The sequence below is a fragment of the Prauserella salsuginis genome, assembly GCF_024648885.1.
GTDB classification, from domain to species: Bacteria; Actinomycetota; Actinomycetes; order Mycobacteriales; family Pseudonocardiaceae; genus Prauserella; species Prauserella salsuginis.
On record NZ_JANBBF010000010.1, the window covers coordinates 521,021 to 542,387 of the forward strand.

The window sequence follows — 21,367 nt, forward strand, 5'->3', positions numbered from 1 at the left end:
CTTATCGTCGTGCACCATCATCAGCTTGCGGCGCTGCGGCCCACGAGGCGAAAGAACCGGCTGGGACGCGGTGGCCAACGGGGTCACCCATCACCATCAACGGTGTCACCTGTCCGAGCCCGGTGGCCGACGGTAAGCATCTGGCGTCGGAGAGCGCACGAAGCCTCGACCCAGCTTTCCCACGGTCGACCGGGCTCGGCAGGTCATAGGTCCCCATTTGCGTCGCAGGTGGGCGGCTGCAGGATCAGCCGATCAAGCCTTGTACCAACTAACTTGTCCAGCACGGCGTAACGGACTCCTGTCGACAAGCCCGACCTCGACCGGATGGATGCTCCCTGGCCTCGGCCACAACCGCGGTGGCAACGCCCACCACCCGCACGGAGGTTGTGTCGAAACGACGACGCCCCACGGTGCCCTCGGGGCGCTACGGGGCGTCGACCGTTCCCACTCCGAGGGGCTCACTCCCTCGGGCGAGGGGAGGGCTTCGGCGGAGCCGCCGCCGCTGCCGATCCACCCCGGCGGCCCGGGGACACGGCCACCAGGACCGCGCCGATCAGCAGCATCGCCGTACCCGTCCAGAAGATCGGCACCGACGCGTACGCACCGCTCGTCTGCGCCAGCTTGTCCGGACCCGCGGGCGGGGCGGCGCCGCCACCCTCCGGCGGGGCAGCCGGCTCGGGCTTGCTGCAGTCGACGCCGCCTGTCGGAGCGAACGCGCGCGCGATCTGCTCACCCAGCGACACCTGCGCCAACGACGACGGCAGCTTCTCCGCCGCATCGCCGGGAAGCAGGCTCTTCAACTTCTGCGTCGGCAGGATCTGCAGGTCCAGCAGCCGCGCCGACGCGCCCTGCTGATACCCCTTGAACGGCTCGGCCTGCTCACTGCCACGCTTCGTCAGCTCGGCGATGCTCAGCCGCAGCACACCCAGGTCCAGGACCTTCTTGGCCGCGGTGTCGTTCAGGGCCTTCACCCCGTCGTTCATCGTCTGGGCGAGATCGCCGACCACGGGTGCGTCCTTGACCTGCTCGTACCCGGGCAGCTTCTTCATGCCCTCCGTCGGCACACCGACCGGGATGTCGGCCGTGGGGTTCGCCGCGTCCAGGGTGAACAGCTCCTCGCCGTTCCGCTCGATCGTCAGCACCGGCGCCTTGTACTCGACCTTCGACGTCTCCGCCTTGCCCGTCGACAACACCCGCAGTGTCGGCTGGCTCGCGACCTTCACCGTCAGCCCGAGCGGCGTGCCCTTCAGGATGTTGATGTCGGCCACCTGCATGGTCGACGTCGACTCCACGGCCTTGCGATCGGTGCCCGGCATATCGACCAGCCGCACCGTGGACCGGGTCGACAGCGTGTTCGGCGCGCTGACCAGCGACCCCTTGCCGTCCGCTGCCGGCTTGGCGTCGTTCGTGCGCTGGCCCGACAGCATGCCACCGAGATCGGCGAACGACCCCAACTTGCTCAGCGCCTCCTCGGCGCCCGAATCCGAGCCGTTGAGCTGCCCCAGATCCGGCATGGTCGGGATCGAGTTCACCAGCGACGCACTGGCCGTCGACGTCGACGCGTCAGCCATCGTGCCGACACACGGCCCCAGCTCCTCGCTCCACCGCGCATGCGCCGAACCGTTCAGCGCGCTCAGGTTGACCAACGGATTGTCCGGGGCGTTGATGCCCGTCGACACCGGCTTCTCGTTGTCCGGCAGCGCGGTCTGAGTCACCGACCCCGGCGGCATCGGCGAATTGCCACCGATGGCCACCCCCGCCGGCGCCGCCGACGCGATCGACCGTTCGTACGTCAGATACGCCTCCGAATCGACCTGCGCGTTGGACAACCCGAAACCGCCCTCCAACGCGGACTGCTTCGGCAGATCCTCCTCCGCACCCGGCAGGATCGCGTCCGTCGGCACCGCCTGCGGCAACAACCGCACCATGCCGAGCGCCGTGCCCGCCTCCCCGATGGCCTTGGCCTTCGTCTTGGTCGGCCCCGACGCCGGCGGCGCATCCGGATCGGCGGGCGGGGGAACAGGAGTGGTCGGGATCGTCTGTCCGGCCGCAGGTCCGGCGGCCAGGACGACCATGGCGGCCGCCAGCGGCAGCGCTGCCGAGCGGGCCAGTCGTCGGCGCATAGTGGTGGGTCCTCCAGTGCAGGTGAAGCCGGTCGGGGTGGCTATGCCTGTTTGATCCTGTAACGAGCCAGGGGGGCGTTGGTGACGCATGAGCGTCCGGTATAGTCTTACGCACAAGGACATCACGTCCACGCCGCCTTAGCTCAGACGGCCAGAGCGACGCACTCGTAATGCGTAGGTCAGGGGTTCGATTCCCCTAGGCGGCTCGCCCGAAGGCGCCCCATGCTCGTCGCGTGGGGCGCCTTCGCTGTGTTCGGGCATCGCAGTGTCTTCTGGGGGCGTGGCCCCCAGACCCCGCCCGGGGCGTCCCCCGGACCCCCATCGTCGTGGTCGCCTTGGTTGGGCAGCCTCCGGCACCTTCGGTGTCGTTCGGGGAACCTCGGGGTGCGTATGCCGGGGGCTGTGCGGGGGTTCGTGGGGTGGTTGCGTCGGGTGGGCTCGCTTCGCATCGCCGGTTGCCGCGAGTGGGTGGTTGCCCGAAGTTGGGGGTGCAGGTTTCAGGGGGTGGGTTGCTCGGCGGTCGCTCGCTTCGCATCGCCGGTTGCGTGCGTGGGTGGTTGCCTGGATGGGGTGCGGCAGGCGGGGTCCGGTCGCCGCACCTCGGTACCACTCCCGGCGACACACGGTGGACGTTCGGCGAGGTCTGAACCCGAAGACGCGGGACCTTCCGCCGAACGGAAAGCCCCGCGCCGTCACCCACGATCAGTACGGGCAGGTGTCGCGGTACTCGCCGATGTCCGAGTCATCGGGCGCCGGGCACAGGAACTGCGCGTAGCGCTCGTCCTCGTCGAGGAACAGCTTGAACCACGACAGCGTGTACTTCGCCGTCGTCGTGTCGGGCGAGTTGGGGAAGAAGTGGTTGGCGCGCTCCAACTCCATGTACGCCTTGTCGGTGCTGTCGGGGATCGACTCGTAGAACGGCTCCGAGTGGCGCCGCACCGGTGCGACCGAATCGGACTCACCGCCGATGATGAACGTCGGCGTCGACAGTCCCGAGAAGTCCTTCCTGGTGTGCCACGGCGCGAACGGCACGGCCGCGTCGATGTCCGAGTTCTCCAGGGCGGCCTCGAGCGTGCCGCCGCCACCCATCGAATGCCCGGCCACGCCGAGCCGCTCCGGGTCGACGCGGTCGGCCACGTCGCTGTCCTGCGTGAGGTGGTCCAGCGCGGCGACCAGCTGGTCGCCGCGACTGCCGGGCTGGTCGTAACGACTGTTCGTGTCGATCGTGAACACGACGAAACCCTGCGAAGCCAGTCGCGGCCCGAGCCAGGCGATGCTCGACTGGCTCGCCGTGTAGCCGGGGGAGATCGCGATCGCCGCGAACGTGCCCTCGTCGGTCGCGGTCGGGTAGTAGATCGTCCCGCCGCCGAACCCGGACACCAGGCTCGAAACGCGGTCCTCCGCGACATCGAACGGCCCCCGCGGAGCCTCGATGCTGCCCTCCGTCGGATCCGGGCCGTGCTGATACGTCCCCGCAGCGTGGGCCGCCTGCCCGGCAGGGCCGACGAAGGCGGTCGCGAGCGCAAGCGCGGCCGCCGACAGGAGTGTCGTCACTCTCGTTCGTCGCACTGTTCCTCCTCGAATTCCGGTTGATCCGGCTTCTGGCCCGATCACTCTCACCTCGCACCGCACCGCTGCGCATCGGTGTAATCACCGGGGGTGTGTGAGAAAGTCACCGACAGCGGATCTTCCGGACGTCGAATCGACTGCCTTTCCAGGGCGGAGGGCTATGGCCGCAGTGATCGTGGGCAGGGACGACGTCCGAGCACGCCTCGCGGCACTCCACGACGACGTGGGCGCGGGACGCGGTGGCGCGCTCGTGCTCGCCGGCGTCCGCGGCATGGGCAGGACCACGCTGGTGGAGACCGTGCCGACGGACGGGCCGGTGCGGACCGCGACGGTCACCGGCTTCGCTGCCGAGTCCGAGCTGCCGTGGGCCGGCCTGCAGCGGCTGTGCGCTGCCGCGGGCATCGCGCCCGGAGCGGTCGGCGACGTCGCAGGGCACGCCACGACGCTGTACGAGCGACTGGCGGCGGGCGGATCCGTGCTGTGCCTCGTCGACGACGCCCACCTGCTCGACGTCGAATCCCTCGACGTCCTGGCGTTCATGGCACGCAGATGCGCGCGAGGCCCGGTCGCGGTGGTGTTCACGGTGCCGCCGGAGGCACCGGAGGCCGACCGGCTGGCCGGCCTCGACGTCGAAAGGCTGCCGCCGCTGACCGACGACGAGGCGCTGCGCCTCGTGCCGGGGCGGATCGCCGCACCCGTTGCCGCCGAGTTGGTCGAGACCGCCGGCGGAAACCCGTCCGACCTGCTGGAACTCGCCGAATCCCTCACCGCGGGGCAGGCCGCGGGCAGGCAGCCGCCACCGCGCGAGCTGCCCGCGGGAGGCCGTGGCCGGGATGCGGTGGTGCGTACCTTTCGGGGCCTGTCCGAGGCGGCGCGGGCGCTCGTGCTGCGGGCCGCGTGCGCCGAGCCGTCCGAGCCGTTCGGCGCCACCGGCATGTCCTCCGACGGCCCCGTGTCCGCCGACGACCCCGTGCTCGCCGAGGTGCAGCGCTGCGGGCTGGTGCGGACGACGACCGACGGCGTCCGCGCGGTCAGCCCGGCCGTCGGCGCCACCGTGCACGCCGCGGTGTCCGACGCCGAGCGGAGGGAGGCGCACGCGGCGCTCGCCGCGTCCCTCGACCCGCAGCGGCACCGCGCGGCGTGGGAATGGCACCGGGCCTGCGCCGACGGCCGCACCGACGTGGCCGACCGGCTCGCGGCGGCGGCCGACGACAACCCCGACACGGCCGCGCTCGCCTGGCATCGGGCCGCACGGCTCACTCCTCCCGGAGCCGAGAAGGCGGAACGGCTGCGACGTGCCGCGTGCCGGTACTGGGCCGAGGGACGAGTCGGACCGGCGCGCAGGTTGTTGTGGCATGCCCGCGAGCACGCACCATCCGGCCCGTTGGCGGGCCGGATCCTCGTCGCCGCGGGGGAGATCGAACTCAGGGACGGTGCTCCCGAGGTCGCGGCGCACCAGCTCATGCTCGCCGCGCAGAGCCTGCCCGTCGACGAGGCGGCCGATGCGTTCCTGCTCGCGGCCGAAGCGCGCCGCACCGCCGCCGACGGCTGCGGCTACGCCGAAACGGCGAGACGGGCCGCGGAGACGGAAACACTGGTGGCGACGCATCTCGCGGGCATCGCCGCGATGTTCACGCGTGACCACGCGGCCGGTGCCGCGGCGTTGCGGCGGGTGCTCGAGGAGGCGGGCGACGACGTCCGCGGGGCCCTGTGCGCGGCGGAGGCGGCCATGACCCTCGGCCGTCCGGGGCTGGCGCACGACCGGGCCGCCGCGGCGGTCGCCCGCGCCCGAGGCGGCGACAACCCGACCCTTCTGCCCACGGCGCTGTACCAGTTCTCGCTCACGTCGGCGCTGCTCGACCGCCCGCACGCCGCGGTGGAGGCGAGCGCAGAAGGTGTCGCCCTGGCCGCGGCGAGCGGGCAGCGCAACACGGCGGCCGAGCACGAGGTGCTCGCTGGCCTGGCCTACGTCTCGCTCGGCGACCGCGACGCGGCACTGGCGCGGGTGGCGTCGGCGCAGGCCCGGATCGACCGTGTCGGACTCCGCCGTGCGGCTGCGCTCGCCGACTGGGTGCGCGGGTGTGCCGACCTGCTCGACGACCGACCCGCCGACGCGTTCCGGCGGTTGAACACCCTGTTCGTCCCCGGGACGGGCCGGTCGACGGTGCAGGTCGCGGCGATCCCGCAGCTCGTCGAATCCGCGATCCGGTGCGGGGAGTCCGATAGCGCGCGGCGGGCGCTCGAACGGTACGAGGCGTGGGCGGAGTCGACGGGGACCGGCGTGTGGCTCGCGCTCGCCCACCGCTGCCGGGCGTTGCTCGCAGCCGACCCGGCCACGGCGGAGGCGCAGTTCCGCGACGCCGTCGAACTCCAGCGCTCCGGCGGCATGACGCTCGAGCTCGCCCGCACCGAGCTGGCCTACGCCAGGGCACTGCGGCGACAGCGGCGCAATCGCGAGGCACGGTCGGTGCTGCGGGACGCCTTCCGCCTCGCCGACGACGCGGGAGCCGACTACTGGGCGGCGCAGATCCGCGACGAGCTGCGCGCCGCAGGCGACCGTGCCGAGGAGGCCGCTCCCTCGACGGGCGAAGACCTGACACCACAACAGGAACGCATCGTCCGGTTGGTCGCGGATGGACGGACGAACCGGGAGATCGCGGAACGGCTCGCGATCTCCCGGCGCACCGTCGAGCACCACCTGCGCAACATCTTTGTCAGGCTCGGTGTGCGCTCGCGGGTGGAACTCGTCGCCGCGGCGTCCGGGCCCTCGCCCCGCCACGAGTGAGCAGGACGCGGACCGGTGTCGCGTCCGGCCGTGCCGCACGGCTGGAGGTCAGCGCGGCTGGAGGTCAGCGCGGCAGCGCGGTGTTCGCGGTCTCCCGGAGCCGGACGAGACTCAGCAGCCCGATCAGCGCTGCGCCCATCACCCAGAAGGCGGGCGACTGCCGGTCGCCGGTCTGCTGCACGAGCAACGTCGCGATGTACGGCGCGGTGCCGCCGGCGAGGATGGTGCCCAGGTTGAAACCGAGTGCGACGCCCGTGTACCGCGTGCTGCCGCCGAACAACTCCGTGAACATCGGAAACGCCGGAACCTGCAGCAACGCGTTGAGGATCATGAACGCCAGGTACAGCACACCGACGAACATCAGGCTGTCCGCCGACTCCATGAGCGCCAGCACGGGATAGCTGATGACGAGATAGCCGGCGACGCCCGCGGCGATCACCTTCCGGCGCCCCCAGCGGTCCGACAGGAGGCCGACCAGCGGCATGGTCAGACAGGCCAGCGCGATCACCCCGGCCGACAACCACGACACCTGACCGGCCGGATAGCCGAGGTCGTCGATGAGGTAGATGTTCATGTACGTCAGGCCGATGTAACCGGTGCCGTTGGTGGCGACGGCCACGCCGATCACGCGGAGCACACCGACCGGGTTGGTCCGCAGCACCTGCAGCAGCGGCCACTTCGCCTGCCGCCCTTCCTCCTTCGTCTTGGTGAACTCGGGAGTGTCCTCGAGTCGCGCTCGCGCCCACAGGCACAGCAGTGCCAACGGGAAGCACAGCAGGAACGGCAGGCGCCATCCCCAGGCGGTCATTCCGTCGGTGCCGACGCTGCTGGTGAACACGGCGACGACCGTGGCCGCCGTCGCGAAGCCGAAGGTGGAACCGAACGGGGTGAAGGAGCCGAAGAAGCCGCGCCGCTCGGGTGGGGTGGACTCGGCGATGTACGTGGCGGCACCGCCGATCTCACCGCCCGCGCAGAACCCGCTGACGAGTCGCAGCACCACGAGGAGGACCGGGGCGATCACTCCGATGGATTCGTAGGTGGGCAGTATGCCGATCAGTCCGGAACACAGCCCCATCCCGACGATCGTGGCGACGAGCGGTGCCCTGCGGCCGTACCGGTCACCGAGCCAGCCGAAGAACACCCCGCCGAGTGGTCGGACGACGTAACCTGATGCGAACACGGCCAACGCGGCCAGCATCGACGCCGTGCTGTCCGAGTTGGGAAAGAACAGCGGTGCGATGGTGACGGCGAGGAAGCCGTACACGCTGAAGTCGTAGTACTCGATGAGCGTTCCGACTCCACCGGCGAGCGCGGCACGCCGGGTGAGCCGGGGCGAGAAGCTGGGGGCGGCGACTGCGGTGGCGCCGTTTGTCGGGGTCATGACGGTTCCTCCGGGCACTGGTCAACGGCGGTGTTCGGCGAGCAGCAGCCGAAGGCTCCCGCCTGCCTCGATGATCTTGGTGACGCGTTCGCTGGGCGGGGTGCCCTCCAGGGTCGTGCCCGTCGTGGGCAAAGTGACCCTGGCTCTTCGCCAGTCGACCTCCACCGGGTCCCAGCGGCTGACGTGCTCGCTGATGCCGGGTGCGGTGATCAGCGGCATCCCGTTGTAGGTCTCGCCGCGCCAGAATCCCGGTGAGAACGAGTCCGCGATGACGGCGGAGACGCCGAGATTGCGGAGAGCGACGAGCGGTGGATAGTGCGGATGGCCGTAGCCGAAGTTCCGCCCGCCGACGATGACGTCGCCGGGCTCGACCTTGTCGACGAACTCGGGGTCGTAGGCCTGCATGGTGACGCCGCGGAGGACGTCGGCGTCGTAGTACTTAATGTTCTCCACGCCGATGATGAGATCCACGTCGAAGTCGTCGCCGAAGATCCATGCCACCCGGCCACGGATCGTCTCGGGCGGTGGCGGGTAACCACTCATGACTCCGTCACCTCCCGCGGGTCGCTGATCCACCCGGTGATCGCGCTGGCCGCCACCGTCGAGGCCGAACCCATGTAGATCTCTGAAGCCGTACTGCCCATGCGGCCCGAGATGTTCAACACCCCGGTGGAGATGCATTTCTCGCCCGGCTGCAACGGTTTCTGGTAGCCGAAGCAGAAGTCGCAGCTCGAGGTGTGGATGTTGGCCCCGGCGCCGCGCAGGACGTCGAGCAGTCCTTCCTGTTCGGCCTGCCGGTGGATCTCGGCGGACGTCGGGACGACGTTGAGCTCGACGCCGGCGGCCACCTTCCGCCCGTCCAGCAGCTGCGCGGCGTCCCGGATGTCCTCGATGCGTCCGCTGGCGCAGGAACCGATGAACGCCTTCGTCACCGCCGTGCGGTCCAGTTCGGACACTCCGCGGGTGTTCGCGGACCTGGCCGATCCGGGAAGCACCACCTGGGGTTCGATGGCCGAGAGGTCGAACGTGTGGCGGGAGCTGTACTCGGCGTCGGGATCGCTGGCGACGGGTTCGTACGGGCCCCGTGCGACCCCGGCCGCGTATTCGAGCGCCGCGCGGTCGGGGTTGAAGATCGCGGACACGGCGCCCGTGAACATGGCCATGCCGCAGAGCCCCTGGCGCCGGTCGATGCTCATGGCCTCCGCACCGGGCCCCCCGAACTCCATCACCTGATGGGCACAGCCGTCGGCGCCGAGTTGTCCGATGATCGCGTGGATCAGGTCCCGGTTGTCGACGCCGGGCCGGAACTCGCCGGTCAGGTCGAAGCGCACGGACGCGGGCACGTCCAGGTAGAGCTGACCGCTGACCCACGCCTCGAGGAGGTCGCGGCGTACGCCCCAGCCGAGTGCGCCGAAGGCGCCGAGGCCGCTGACGTGGCCGTCGAAGTGGATGAGGAAGCGGCCGGGCAGTGCGTAGCCGAGCTCCGCGGCGACCTGGTGGCCGATGCCTTCGGCCTCGTGCAGGGTGATGCCGTAGAAGTCGCACCACTCCCTGGTCACCTTGTGGATGTCGCGTTCCTTGTCGTCGCCCTTGGTGAGCATGTGGTCGATGAAGACCAGGTACCGCTCGGGTTCGGCGAGTTCGGTGATGCCGAAGTCCTCGTGCATCTGCCGGAACATGGCGTCGGTGTAGCCGGGGAAGTCGTAGGCGATCATGTGGTCGGGGCGGAACGGCAGGTTCTGTCCCGGCCGGACGCTGTCGACGCCGCCGGCGCGGGCGAGGATCTTCTCGGTGATGGTCTGCGGCATGTCGATCACCGGCCCGCGGGGAGGTAGCGCTGCTGGTCGGCTTCCACGTCCGCGAAACCGATCATGTCGACGAACTCGTGGTGCTGTAGGGAATCCGCACTCACCTGAGCGGGAGGCTCGCCCCCGGCCAGGCGCTGGAGGCAGGTGCGGAGCGCGCCTGCCGCGGCCATCAGCGGTTGCGTCGGCAACAGTGCGAGCCGCACGCCGATCTGCCGCAGCACCTCGGGGGTGAAATCCCGTTCCGTCCACGTCGACGCGGTGAGTGTCGCGACCAGCGGCACACCCGAGACTTCACGGCATTTCGCCCACTGCTCGGCGCTCGAGAACGTCTTCGTGACCGGCATGATCATGTCCGCGCCTGCGGCGACATAGGCCTCGGCGCGGCGGAGCGCCTCGTCACCGGAGGCGTCGGTCCTGGCGATGATCAGCATCCGGCCGTCGGCCGCGTCCACGGCTGCCCGGATCTTGCCCGTCGCCGTCTCGGCGTCGAGCAGGGGAACCGGGTCTCCGACGCAGACGGGGCAGCGCTTGGGGGATTCCTGGTCCTCCATGAACGCGGCCTGCACGCCCGCGTCGGCGAACTTTCGCGCGGTGCGTGCGGCGTTGAGGGCGTTGCCGTATCCGGTGTCGATGTCGGCGACCAGGGGCAGTGCGCTGGCTTCGCGGATGGTGCGGACCGCGTCCAGGTTCTCGGTCATCGTGTACAGCTCTGCGTCGGGGTAGCCGAGGGCCGCGGAGACCGCGAACCCGGACGCGCAGAGCGCGGTGAACCCGGCCTGTTCGGCGAGGCGTGCGGTGAGCCCGTCCCACACGCCGGGGGCGAACACCAGGTCGTTGTCGACGAGTTCGCGCAGTGTGGCGGTCGATGTGGTGGTCGACATTGTCCACCTTCCGTTATCCGGAACTAGTTTCAAGCAAACTAAGAAGCCTTGTGCCTGGGTGTCAACTGTTTGCCGGATAAAACGGAACATGTACCGTTATGTGAAACGCGAGAAGGGAGTTCGGATGAGAGCGGTGATGCAGCCGGAACCACTGGGCCTCCACCAGGTCTTCGACAGGTGCGAAACGCTCTTCGCCGACCGCCCGGTGGTGCTCGGCGGCGCCGCGGGACCGACGACGACCACCTACGGCGAACTGTTCGCCCAGGCGCGCGCGTTCGCCGGCAGGCTGACCGAACTCGGGCTGCGCGCCGGCGACCGGGTCGCGACCTTCGCGCCGAACACTCGCGAGCACCTGCTGGCGTACGTCGCCGTCCCCGGCAGCGGGTTGGTGCTCCACACCGTCAACATCAGGCTCAGCGGGGAGGAGATCGCCTACACGGTCGAGCACGCGGGCGACCGGGTGGTGCTCGTGGACGCCGCACTGTGGCCGGAGTGGTCAGCCGTCGCGCTCCCGGCGTGCGTCGAGCACGTCATCGTGTACGGCGACATCGCCGAACTCCCCGAACGTCACGGCAACGCCGTCGTCAGCCGCTTCACCGACCCGTCCGGCGTCCCGCCGCGGGAGGGCCCCTGGTATCGCCCCGCGGACGAGAACGAGGCCAGCGGAATCTGTTACACCTCGGGCACGACGGGGTGGCCGAAGGCCGTCGTCTACAGCCACCGGTCGGTGTATCTGCACGCCCTGACGCTGTGCGGCGCCGACACGTTCGCGATCTCCGAACACGACGTGGTCTGCCCGGTGGTTCCCATGTTCCACGCGAACTCGTGGAACCTGCCGTATGCGAGTCTGCTGGCCGGTGCGAGCCTCGTGCTGCCAGCGCAACGGACCGATCCCGCCGGCCTTGCCGAATGTTTCGCGGCCGGAGGCGTCACGTTCTCGGCCGCAGTCCCCACGGTGTGGGCGAATCTCGTCGCCGCGGTCGGTGCGGGTGAGATCGACCCGAACGCGCTGAGTTCCGTGCAGCGCCTCGTGATCGGTGGTTCGGCCGCATCGGAGACGTTGCTGTCCGAATTGGCCGAACTCGGGATCGAACCGGTGCACGCATGGGGAATGACCGAGTGCTCGCCGGTCGGGCTCATCGCGAACCCGCCCGCGGATGCCGAGGCGGCGGTGGCGGCAGCCAGCAAGTCCAGCCAGGGCAGGCCGATGCCGGGCCTCGATCTGCGCGCCGTCGAGGACGGCGTGCCTGCCCCGCGGGACGGCGCGTCGATCGGCGAGTTGCAGATCAGCGGCCCCTACGTCGTGGCCGACTACTACGGCGCGGAAGCCGGGGCCGTGGCCGACAAATTCGTGGAGCACGGAGGAAAACGCTGGCTCCGTACCGGTGACGTCGTGACCGTCGACGAACGCGGCTACGTGCGGCTCGTCGATCGCACGAAGGATCTGGTGAAATCCGGTGGCGAATGGATCTCCTCCGTGGCGCTGGAGAACCACCTGTTGGCGCACCCGGCCGTGCAGGAGGCCGCCGTGATCGCCGTGCCGGATCCGAAGTGGGAGGAGCGCCCGCTCGCGGTCGTGGTCGCACGTGACGTCGATGCGGCGCAGCTGCGCGATTTCCTCGCCGCGAGAGTGCCGCGCTGGCAGGTACCGGACCGGTTCGAGTTCGTCGCGGAGGTTCCCAAGACTAGTGTCGGCAAGCTGGACAAGAAGCGACTCCGTGGCGAGTACGCCTGAACACGCCGACGTATCGTGCCGGCAGACACCGCGTCTGCGCAGACGGTTCCCTCACGCCGAGGAGTTCCCACGGCAGAAGGAAAGTGAACGGATGCCACCGAAAGACAACGACGGCCACGACGACGACTCGAAGACCGACGACGCGAAGAACATGGTGAACTCCGTGGTCCGAGCCGGTCAGCTGCTGGACGCCTTCGACAGCGGAAAACCGGTCCTCGGGCTCACGGAACTGTGCGCGGCAACCGGTCTGAACAAGACCACCACCCACCGGCTGCTCAGCACGCTCGTGCGGATGGGCTGGCTGACCAGGACGCCGGACGGCGATTACAAGGTCGGTATGAAGTTGTTCAGCCTCGGCTCGGTGGCGCTCGCCGACTTCAGTCTCCGTGACGAGGCCCGGCCCTCGCTGTTGTCGCTCGCCGAGCAGTTCGGCGACACGGCGTATCTGATGATCCCCGGCGACAGCGGCGCGGTGGTCATCGACCGCTACGAAGGGTCGAGCCCGCTGTCGGTGAAGCACATCGGCATCGGGACGGTGCTGCCGTACCACGCCGCCGCGGGGCCGATGACCATGCTCGCGTTCGTCCCGGAGCTCCGGGAACGCTGGCTGGCCGAACCGCTGACGGCATTCACCCGGCACACGCTGCAGGACCACGACGCCCTCGAATCCCAACTCGACAGGATCCGCGCCGAGGGGTACACGATCAGCGACGAGGACTACCTCAGCGGTGTCGGTGCGGTCGCCGCCCCGGTGTTCGACCGCACGGGGAAACTGGAGGCCACCGTGAGTCTCGGCGGACCTGCCGGCGATTTCAGGGGCAGTCAGCTCGTCAGCATCATCAGTGCGGTCAGAGAGGCCGCCGCCACGATCTCCACTCGCCTCGGATCGTCGTTGGACGTGGCGGGCTGAACCCGGCCGTCCGTGTGGCACACGTCTAGTCCTCCGGGGTGAACGGCACATCTAGGCTGTGGCCATGCCGATGTTCGCGTTCGAAGGTAAGCGCCCCTCCGTCCACCCCGAGGCGTGGATCGCGCCGACGGCCACGCTGGTGGGCGACGTCGTCGTCGAGAAGGGCGCGTCGGTCTGGTACGGCGTCGTCGTCCGCGCGGACTTCGGCCGCATCGTGATCCGCGAGGGTGCGAACGTGCAGGACAACTCCGTACTGCACGTGGGCGACGGGGTGTGCGAGGTCGGCGCGAACGCCACCGTCGGCCACTCCTGCATCGTCCACGACTGCACCGTCGGCGAGCAGGCGCTGATCGGCAACGGCGCCACGGTCCTCGACCTGTCCACCGTGGGCGCGCGCACCCTCGTGGCCGCCGGCTCCACCGTCACGCCGGGCACCGAGGTGCCGTCCGAGGTCATCGCGATGGGCAGCCCCGCGAAGAAGTTCGTCCCGCTGACCGACTCCGCCCGCGGCTGGATCGACCACAACGCCGCGATCTACCGGGAACTGGCTCGCCGCCACGCCGAGGGCGTCGAGGAGATCGCCGAACCCGACCGGCCCGAGTAAGCCCCGCCCACGTCGCGCGGTGTTCACCTTCGGCAGGTAGACCGGGTCCGTGACCCAGCACGCCGCGGAGTGGGCCGCCTACGTCGACGGCTACTGCGAACGCCTCGCCCCCGGACTCCTCGGGGAGCCGTTCAACACGATCAGTAACGTCGGGTTCCTGCTCGCCGCCGTCGCCGTCTGGCGGCAGTCCCGCGGCGAGGCCGGACCGCGCGTCCTCGCCGCGGGGCTCGCGCTGATCTTCGTCGCCAGCACCGCCTTCCACATGCTCGCCACCCGCTGGGCGGGCACCGTCGACTCCGCGGCGATCGCACTGTTCGTACTCGCCTACGCCGTGGTGTTCGCCCACGTGTTCCTGCGCGCACCCTGGCGATGGGCCTGGCTGGCCGTCCCCGCGTTCCTCGCCCTCGCGGTACCGGTCGTGGCCGGGGCCGACGCGCTCGGTCTGCCCGGTGCCCAGTACGCCGCCCCGCTCGTCGCGCCGTTCGTACTCGCCGCACTGACCGCGCGGGACGCCGTGTGGCCTGCGCTGCTCACCGCGGGCGGACTGTTCGGCCTTTCACTCACGTTCAGATCCGTCGACCACACCGTGTGCGGTTCGTTTCCGCCCGGCACGCACTTCCTGTGGCATCTGCTCAACGCCGCGGTGCTCTACCTCGTCACCCGGACCGCCGTGGGCCGCTGGGTAGGATCACCCGAACGGGCGGACCCGTCGACCGCAGGCCGGTAGCACGAGCGAAGTGAGCGACAACAGCATGACCACCACCGCATGACGGCCCCGAAGACCCTCGTGCGCAGGGCGTTCCCGCCGACCGCCGTGGCAGCGGGCCTGATCTCGGTACTCGTCGCCGTCACCAGCACGGCCGCGATCGTCTTCTCCGCCGCGCGGGCCGCGGGCGCATCCCCGGCCGAGGTCACGTCGTGGATGCTCGCCGTGTGCGTCGGCATGGGCGTCACCTCCATCGGCCTGTCGCTGCGGTACCGCGCGCCGATCGTGACCGCCTGGTCCACCCCGGGCGCCGCGCTGCTGGCCGCGAGCCTGCACGGCGTGCCCATGGCGCAGGCGATCGGAGCGTTCGTCGTGTCGGCCGCGCTGATCACGCTGACCGGCGTCACCGGCTGGTTCGAACGTGTCATGAACCGCATCCCGGTCGCGCTCGCCTCCGGGCTGCTGGCCGGGGTCCTCGTGCAGTTCGGCATCGACCTGTTCGGCGAACTGGAGACGAGTTTCGCCGTCGTGTTCCCGATGCTGCTGGCGTACCTGCTGGCGCGGCGGTGGGCACCCCGGTACGCCGTGCTCGTCGCACTGGCCGCGGGTGTCGCGGCGACGGCCGTCACCGGGACGTTGCAGCTCGACCGCGTCGACCTCGCGTTCGGGGCGCCCGTGTTCACGATGCCGGAGTTCGACTGGCAGGTGATCATCAGCGTCGGACTGCCGCTGTACATCGTGACCATGGCGTCGCAGAACCTGCCCGGCGTGGCGGTGCTGCGGGGCGACGGCTATACCGACGTGCCGCTGTCACCGGTCATCGGCACGACCGGAGTGGCGAACCTGCTGCTCGCACCGTTCGGCTGCTTCGGCCTCAACCTCGCCGCCATCACCGCGGCGATCTGCACCGGACCGCAAGCGCTCGAGGACCGTGGCCGCCGCTATCTCGCCGCCGTGTGGGCGGGCCTGTTCTACCTGGTCATCGGGGTCTTCGCGGGCACGGTCGGTTCCCTGCTCGGCGCGCTCCCCGAAGCCCTGATCATCGGCATCAGCGGGCTCGGCCTGCTCGCCACCATCACCGGTTCGCTCAGCTCGGCGCTCGGCGACCAGCGGTGGCGCGAACCCGCCGCCGTGACGTTCCTGGCGACCGCCTCCGGCATGACCCTGCTGGGCATCGGTTCGGCGTTCTGGGGCCTGCTCGCAGGCGTGCTCACGGCCCTGATCACCCGCCGCCGCTCCTGAGGAAGCGCCCCCAGGGGCACTTTGGTTGCGTTCGGTGCAACCAAAGTGCCCCTGGGGGCAACAGGTCGGGCACGAAAAAGGGGACCCGGCCGGTGTGGTCGGATCCCCTTGAACGACTGCGGCTGCGGCTCAGTGCTTGCCGGCGTCCGCGGCCTCCTTCTCGAGGCGCTCACGCTCACGCTCCAGCGAACGCTCGATCTCGGCCTCGGCCTCCATCCGGCCGACCCACGACGAGCCTTCGACGCTCTTGGCAGGCTCGAGGTCCTTGTACACCTGGAAGAAGTGCTCGATCTCCAGCTTGTGGAACTCGTTCAGGTGGTGGATGTCCCGCAGGTGGTCGTTACGCGGGTCGCCGGTCGGAACGGCCAGCACCTTGTCGTCCGGGCCCTTCTCGTCACGCATCCGGAACATGCCCACGGCGCGGCACTTGACCAGGCAGCCGGGGAAAGTCGGCTGCTGCACGAGGACGAGCACGTCGAGCGGGTCGCCGTCCTGGCCGAGCGTGTTGTCGATGAAGCCGTAGTCGGCCGGGTACTGCGTGGCCGTGAAGAGCGTCCGGTCGAGCTTGATCCGACCCGTCTCGTGGTCCACCTCGTACTTGTTGCGCTCCCCGCGGGGGATCTCGATCGTGACGTCGAAGTCCACGGCGTCCTCGCTTGATCTCGTCGGCGCCGCGTCGCTCGCGGCTGAAAATGTCATGTCCTTACCCGACCAGTGTGACCCACCGCTCGGTCAGGTAGCACTAAGGATGGCACTAGTGTGATGTCTGCCCCGTTCGAGTAGCGGAACGCATTAGCACGTAGTGGGGACTTGCTGGAGGGGTACGTGTCACAACGCGACACCGGCGCGGACGGCGCCGGCGGAGCAGCCGACGGCGGCACAGCGGGCGGTGGGGCAGCCGACGGCGGCGGACCGGCGTGGCCGTCGGACGACGTCGATTCGACACCGCGGTCCGCCACGTCCCCGGAGTCCGCCGCTCGGGAGGCCGCCGCTCGGGAGGCCGCCGTCTCTCCGGAGTCCGCAGCGTCCCCGTTCTCGCCTTCGTCCACGGGGTCGCCGTCTCCGGCTCCGGGCCCGCCCTCGCCGCAAGCGTGGCCCGCTCCGCCCGCGGCGGCGCAGCCCCGGCCGCAACGGCCAACCCCGCCCCGGGAGTCGCACCACCAGCCCCCGGAAGTGCCGAACGGTCCCCCTGGGGCGCAGCACCAGCCCCCGGGAATGCAACACGAGCCCCGGGATCCGCAACACGAGCCCCGCGATCCGCAACACGGGCCCCGGGATCCGCAACACGGGCCCCCGCCGCCGCAACACCAGCGGCCGGGGCCGCCGCGACGCCCTGCGCAGCCACCGATCTCCACCACTCCGGTCCCGCCTGCCGGGACGACCGCCCATCCGATGCGTATCGAGCCGGCTCGGCCCGCCCAGCCGGACGGCACCGCCCGCACCGGCTCCGGCGACCCCGACGCGACCGCTCCCAACCCCACCGGTCCCAACCCCACCGGTCCCAACTCCGCCGCTCCCAACCCTGCCGGTCACAGCTCCGCGACGCGCAGGACCGCCGCGCCCGGCACCGCTGCTCACCACGGCAGGGGCTCCCACGGCACGGACCCGCACGGCACGGACCCGCACGGCACGGACCCCCGCGGTACCGCCGCTGACGCCGGCGATCGTGGTGGCGCCGTCCACCACGGCTTCCCTCACAGCAATGCCACCGGCGGCGACTATCGCGGCAGTGCCGACGGCAGTACCCACAGTGACGGCGGCACCGACGGTGATGGCGGTGCCGACCGCGACGGCACCCACCGCGACGGCACCCACCGCGACGGCACCCACCGCGACGCCACCGTGTCGGATGCCGCGGCCGCCGCTGCCGGGACGGGTGCCGCCGAGAACGCCTCCGCGGCGAACCACGGTTCCGACGGCCCGCCGACCGGACCGGAAGGGCCGGCGGCCGCCGATTCCGACCCCGAACCGGAACCGAAGCGCCGACGTGGCCGCGCGTTGCTGTTCAGCGGGTTGGCGCTCGTGCTCGTCGTCGCCCTCGGCATCACGCTGGCGCTGCCTGCCGTGTCGAACCGCCTCGGGCTGCCGTGGGCGCCGAACCTGCCGAAGGGCGACGAACCCGAACCCGTCGCCGTCACCCGGCAGTTGCAGTCCATCGGAGGGCAGGGCGACGGGCCGACGGCGAACGGTCTGCGGCAGGCGCTCGAGGGGCCTGCGAGCTCGGGTGCGCTGGGCACGCTCAGCGGCACGGTCGTCGACGCGACCACCGGCGACACCCTGTGGTCGCAGGGTGAGAACCGGGCCGTGACGCCCGCGTCGGCGACGAAGATCCTCACCGCCGCGGCGGCGCTGCTCGAACTCGGCCCGGACATGCGACTGTCGACCAAGGCGTACGAGGCGGTGCCCGGGCGGGGCGGCATCATCGTGAGAGCCGGCGGCGACGTGACGCTGTCGTCGCTGCCGGAAGGTGAGGAATCGCTTTACCACGGTGCGGCCCACCTGGACGAGCTCGCGAAGCAGATCGACGAGGCCACCAACGGGAACGTTCGCGCGGTCGCCCTCGAACAGAGCGTGTTCACAACCGACAAGACCGGGCAGGGTTGGGCGGACGAGGACGCCCCGTCGACGTACGCCGCGCCGCTCGCCCCGATCATGCTCGACGGCGGGCGGCAGGACCCGCTCGACGACACGTCCGAACGGTTCGGTGACCCGGCGCAGCGGATGGTCGACCAACTGGCGGGCAAGTTCGCCGCCGCGGAGGTCGATCCCGAGCTGACGAAAGGCAGCCGAGCGGCACAGCTCGAGGAGTCGGAGCCCATCGCTGAGGTGCAGTCGGCGCCGATGGAGCGGCTCGTCGAGCAGATGCTGCAGCTGTCGGACAACACCCTCGCCGAGGCGATCCAGCACCACATCGCGATCTCGAAGGGGCGGGAGCCCTCGTTCGAGGGCGGGGCGAAGGCGACCCTCGACGTGCTGCGGGAACACGGCTTCGACGTCGGCGGCGCGACGCTCCACGACGGCAGCGGCCTCTCGGTCGACAACCGCGTCACGGCGAAGCTGCTGTCCGAGGTCATGGCCGTCGCCGCGGCACCCGGCGGCAGTGCGCACGCCGACGAGCGCACGTCGAAGCTGCGCCCGCTGCTGGCCGGCCTGCCCGTCGCCGGCGGCACCGGGACGCTCGCCGAGCGCTACACCGAGGGCACGCCCGCGCAGGGCCGCGGCTGGGTACGCGCCAAGACCGGCACGATCCCGTCGACCGGCACCAACGCACTGACCGGCCAGGTCGTGACCGTCGACGGGCGGACCCTGGCGTTCTCGCTGGTCACCTCCAAGGCGGGCAACACCGATGCCGCCCGCGACGCTCTCGACACCGTCACCGCGACGCTGCGTGAGTGCGGCTGCCGCTAGGTGCGAGTGCGGCTGCCGCTAGTGCGCCGTTCAGTCGTGCCCGGCACCGCCCACCGGGAGTGTCGGCCGGTGGGACGGCGCCGGTCGAACGGGTAGCGTCGCGGGCGTGAACGCCGAGACGAAGGCAGCGCCCGCGAGTCCGCTGGTCGACTGGTCCGTGGCGGCGTCGACGGGAGCGTTGTTGGCACGCGGCGGACCGTTGGTGTCCCGCGAGGAGGCCGACCGTGTGGTCGCCGACCTGCGCGACCTGACCGTCGACGCGGAGCGCTACGTCCGCGAGCTGACGGGTCTCGGCGCAGGGCTGCCGGTGCCGCCGGGGACCGTGGTCGACCGGCCCGGCTGGGTGCGGTCGGCGGCAGCGGGACTCGGGGAGTTGACGAGTCGTGCCGTGCCACCGGAACGCGCCTCGAAGCTGTCGTCCCTGGTCGCGGGCGGCGCGGGCGTGCAGACGGGGGTCGTGCTGGCGTTCCTCGGCTCGCGGGTGCTGGGCCAGTACGACCCGTTCGGCGGGCCGGACACCGACGGTGAGCTGGTGCTTGTCGCGCCGAACGTCGTCACCGCCCAACAGGCGATGAAGGTGCCCGGCAGGGACTTCCGGCTGTGGGTGTGCCTGCACGAATGCACGCACCGGTTGCAGTTCACCGCCGTCGACTGGTTGCGCGACTACTTCGCGGCCGAGGTCGGCAAGCTCGTCAGCGGTTTCGCGGGCTCGGACGAGACGATCGCCGCCACGCTGCAGCGGCTGCCGGAGAACCTCCGTTCGCTGCGCGAATCCGAGTCCCGCGACGTGCTGGGGCTCGCCGAGCTGATGCAGTCACCCGGCCAGCGCGAGGTCTTCGACCGGCTCATCGCGCTGTCGACACTCCTCGAGGGGCACGCCGACTACGTCATGGACGCCGTCGGCCCGGACGTGGTGCCGAGCGTGGCGACGATCCGCAAGCGGTTCACCGAGCGGCGCAAGGGCGGCGGCCTGCTCGACCGGCTGCTGCGGGCGCTGCTCGGCGTCGACGCCAAGGTGCGGCAGTACGAACAGGGCGCCGCGTTCACCAAGCACGTCGTCGGTGCCGTGGGCATGGCCGGTTTCAACGCCGTGTGGACCTCGCCGGAGACCCTGCCGACCCGCGCCGAGATCAAGGACCCGCAGGCATGGGTGCGGCGGGTCCACTGACCGCGTCCGGCCGGAGCGGGTTCCACGCCGTCGCGGCGGTCCGCAAGGCCGTCAGGGAGTTCATGCGAACGTTGCCGGAGTCGGCTGCGGAATCGCTGTGCGTCGCGGTCTCCGGCGGTGCCGATTCGCTCGCGCTCGCCGAGGCGGCCGCCTACACCTGCCGGAGCCTGCCGGTGACGGCGCTCGTCGTCGACCACGGACTGCAGACCGGCTCCGACGAGGTCGCGGAGAAGGCGGCCGCCACGGCGCGGGAAATCGGCGTGGGTGAGGTCCGGGTGCTGCCGGTGTCGGTGTCGGGGCGCGGCGGTCCGGAGGCGGCCGCGCGCAGGGCCCGGTACGCCGCGTTGCGGGAGGCCTCGGCGGGTGCGCCCGTGTTGCTCGGCCACACTCGCGACGACCAGGCCGAAACGGTTCTGCTGGGGCTCGGCCGGGGTTCGGGGCCTCGTTCGATCGCGGGCATGCGCCCCTACGACCCGCCGTGGGGAAGGCCACTGCTCGGCCTGCCGCGGGCGACGACGAGGGCCGCGTGTGACGAACTCGGCATCGTGCCGTGGCAGGACCCGCACAACTCCGACAGCCGCTACCGGCGCGTGCGGATCCGCGAGGAGGCCCTGCCGATGCTCGAGGACGTGCTCGGCGGCGGTGTCGCGGGTGCGCTGGCGCGGACGGCCGCGCAACTGCGCGAGGACGTCGACGTGCTCGATGACCTGGGAGAGGAGCTGCTGGCCGCCGCGCGTGGCGACACGTACGGCGGCGCGGACGTGGGCCGACGCACCGCGCCGGAACTGTCGGTACCTGTCCTCGAGTCCGCCCCCGGTGCACTCCGGCGGCGTGCGCTGCGGAGCTGGCTGCTCGGCGCCGGAGTGCGAGAGCTCACGGACGCGCACCTGCGGTCCGTCGACGCGCTCGTCGCCGATTGGCGGGGTCAGGGAGGCGTATGGCTGCCGGGGGATTTTGAGGCGAGCCGGGCACGTGGAAAGCTCAGGGTCGAACCGGCGGCGGCCGGGATCATCACGACGTCACACCACCGCTAGAGGGGACAGCTGC

Annotated in this window: 16 protein-coding genes and 1 tRNA gene; 10 read left to right on the plus strand and 7 right to left on the minus strand. The window is 70.9% G+C overall.

From position 1 onward, the window contains the following. Window positions 1–458: 458 nt before the first annotated feature. A complete protein-coding gene (locus tag LY40_RS13640) occupies window positions 459–2,123 on the minus strand; it encodes a hypothetical protein (protein WP_258937063.1) in 1,665 nt (554 codons plus the stop codon). Between the two features lie 132 nt (window positions 2,124–2,255). On the opposite strand from LY40_RS13640, the gene LY40_RS13645 reads away from it, so the two are divergent. Then, window positions 2,256–2,329: transfer RNA gene (locus tag LY40_RS13645), tRNA-Thr, on the plus strand. A 496-nt stretch (window positions 2,330–2,825) separates the two neighbouring features. Here LY40_RS13645 and LY40_RS13650 read toward each other — a convergent pair. Then, entirely contained in the window at window positions 2,826–3,692 is an 867-nt protein-coding gene (locus tag LY40_RS13650; protein WP_258937064.1) for an alpha/beta hydrolase family protein, read from the minus strand. A gap of 160 nt (window positions 3,693–3,852) precedes the next feature. Between LY40_RS13650 and LY40_RS13655 the strand changes: the two genes are divergently transcribed. After that, window positions 3,853–6,477, plus strand: a complete 2,625-nt coding sequence (locus tag LY40_RS13655; protein WP_258937065.1) for a helix-turn-helix transcriptional regulator — start codon at window positions 3,853–3,855, stop codon at window positions 6,475–6,477. 64 nt (window positions 6,478–6,541) lie between these two features. Here LY40_RS13655 and LY40_RS13660 read toward each other — a convergent pair whose 3' ends face one another. From LY40_RS13660 to LY40_RS13675, 4 genes are read right to left on the minus strand one after another with little or no spacing between them, the layout of a single operon-like run. Next, complete coding sequence (locus LY40_RS13660) at window positions 6,542–7,858, minus strand: MFS transporter (protein ID WP_183782330.1); 1,317 nt, start codon at window positions 7,856–7,858, stop codon at window positions 6,542–6,544. A gap of 21 nt (window positions 7,859–7,879) precedes the next feature. Then, on the minus strand, window positions 7,880–8,401 hold the full coding sequence (locus LY40_RS13665) for a 3-isopropylmalate dehydratase small subunit (protein ID WP_258937066.1): 522 nt from the start codon (window positions 8,399–8,401) through the stop codon (window positions 7,880–7,882). Beyond that, window positions 8,398–9,666 (minus strand): 3-isopropylmalate dehydratase large subunit, encoded by a 1,269-nt coding sequence (locus LY40_RS13670; RefSeq protein WP_258937067.1) that lies wholly within the window; start codon window positions 9,664–9,666, stop codon window positions 8,398–8,400. Before LY40_RS13670 ends, LY40_RS13665 begins: the two co-directional genes overlap by 4 nt. Before the next feature lie 5 nt (window positions 9,667–9,671). Further along, a complete protein-coding gene (locus LY40_RS13675; protein ID WP_183782340.1) occupies window positions 9,672–10,547 on the minus strand; it encodes an isocitrate lyase/PEP mutase family protein in 876 nt (291 codons plus the stop codon). A gap of 124 nt (window positions 10,548–10,671) precedes the next feature. Here LY40_RS13675 and LY40_RS13680 point away from each other — a divergent pair, with 124 nt between their 5' ends. The 5 genes from LY40_RS13680 to LY40_RS13700 all read left to right on the plus strand — a co-directional run bounded on the left by LY40_RS13680 (window position 10,672) and on the right by LY40_RS13700 (window position 15,744). Beyond that, a complete protein-coding gene (locus tag LY40_RS13680) occupies window positions 10,672–12,282 on the plus strand; it encodes a long-chain-fatty-acid--CoA ligase (protein WP_258937068.1) in 1,611 nt (536 codons plus the stop codon). A gap of 91 nt (window positions 12,283–12,373) precedes the next feature. Further along, a complete protein-coding gene (locus tag LY40_RS13685) occupies window positions 12,374–13,192 on the plus strand; it encodes an IclR family transcriptional regulator (protein ID WP_258937069.1) in 819 nt (272 codons plus the stop codon). A 64-nt stretch (window positions 13,193–13,256) separates the two neighbouring features. Beyond that, on the plus strand, window positions 13,257–13,796 hold the full coding sequence (locus LY40_RS13690) for a gamma carbonic anhydrase family protein (protein WP_183782349.1): 540 nt from the start codon (window positions 13,257–13,259) through the stop codon (window positions 13,794–13,796). Window positions 13,797–13,845: 49 nt separating this feature from the next. Then, window positions 13,846–14,523: a hypothetical protein gene (locus tag LY40_RS13695; protein ID WP_258937070.1), complete on the plus strand. Its 678-nt coding sequence runs from the start codon at window positions 13,846–13,848 to the stop codon at window positions 14,521–14,523. Between the two features lie 39 nt (window positions 14,524–14,562). Then, window positions 14,563–15,744: a benzoate/H(+) symporter BenE family transporter gene (locus tag LY40_RS13700; protein ID WP_183782355.1), complete on the plus strand. Its 1,182-nt coding sequence runs from the start codon at window positions 14,563–14,565 to the stop codon at window positions 15,742–15,744. Between the two features lie 129 nt (window positions 15,745–15,873). On the opposite strand, the gene LY40_RS13705 is transcribed toward LY40_RS13700, so the two are convergent. After that, window positions 15,874–16,389, minus strand: coding sequence for an inorganic diphosphatase (locus tag LY40_RS13705; RefSeq protein WP_183650962.1), 516 nt, complete (start codon window positions 16,387–16,389; stop codon window positions 15,874–15,876). Window positions 16,390–17,136: 747 nt separating this feature from the next. On the opposite strand from LY40_RS13705, the gene dacB reads away from it, so the two are divergent. The 3 genes from dacB to tilS all read left to right on the plus strand — a co-directional run bounded on the left by dacB (window position 17,137) and on the right by tilS (window position 21,354). Continuing rightward, the gene (dacB, locus tag LY40_RS13710) at window positions 17,137–19,152 is read left to right on the plus strand and encodes a D-alanyl-D-alanine carboxypeptidase/D-alanyl-D-alanine endopeptidase (protein WP_258937071.1); all 2,016 of its coding nucleotides are present in this window, start codon (window positions 17,137–17,139) and stop codon (window positions 19,150–19,152) included. A gap of 106 nt (window positions 19,153–19,258) precedes the next feature. Further along, on the plus strand, window positions 19,259–20,320 hold the full coding sequence (locus LY40_RS13715) for an Rv3626c family coenzyme F420 biosynthesis-associated protein (protein ID WP_258937072.1): 1,062 nt from the start codon (window positions 19,259–19,261) through the stop codon (window positions 20,318–20,320). Continuing rightward, window positions 20,299–21,354 carry a tRNA lysidine(34) synthetase TilS gene (gene tilS, locus LY40_RS13720; RefSeq protein ID WP_258937073.1) on the plus strand — a complete coding sequence of 352 codons (1,056 nt, stop codon included), beginning with the start codon at window positions 20,299–20,301 and terminating at the stop codon, window positions 21,352–21,354. Before LY40_RS13715 ends, tilS begins: the two co-directional genes overlap by 22 nt. Window positions 21,355–21,367 lie beyond the last annotated feature (13 nt).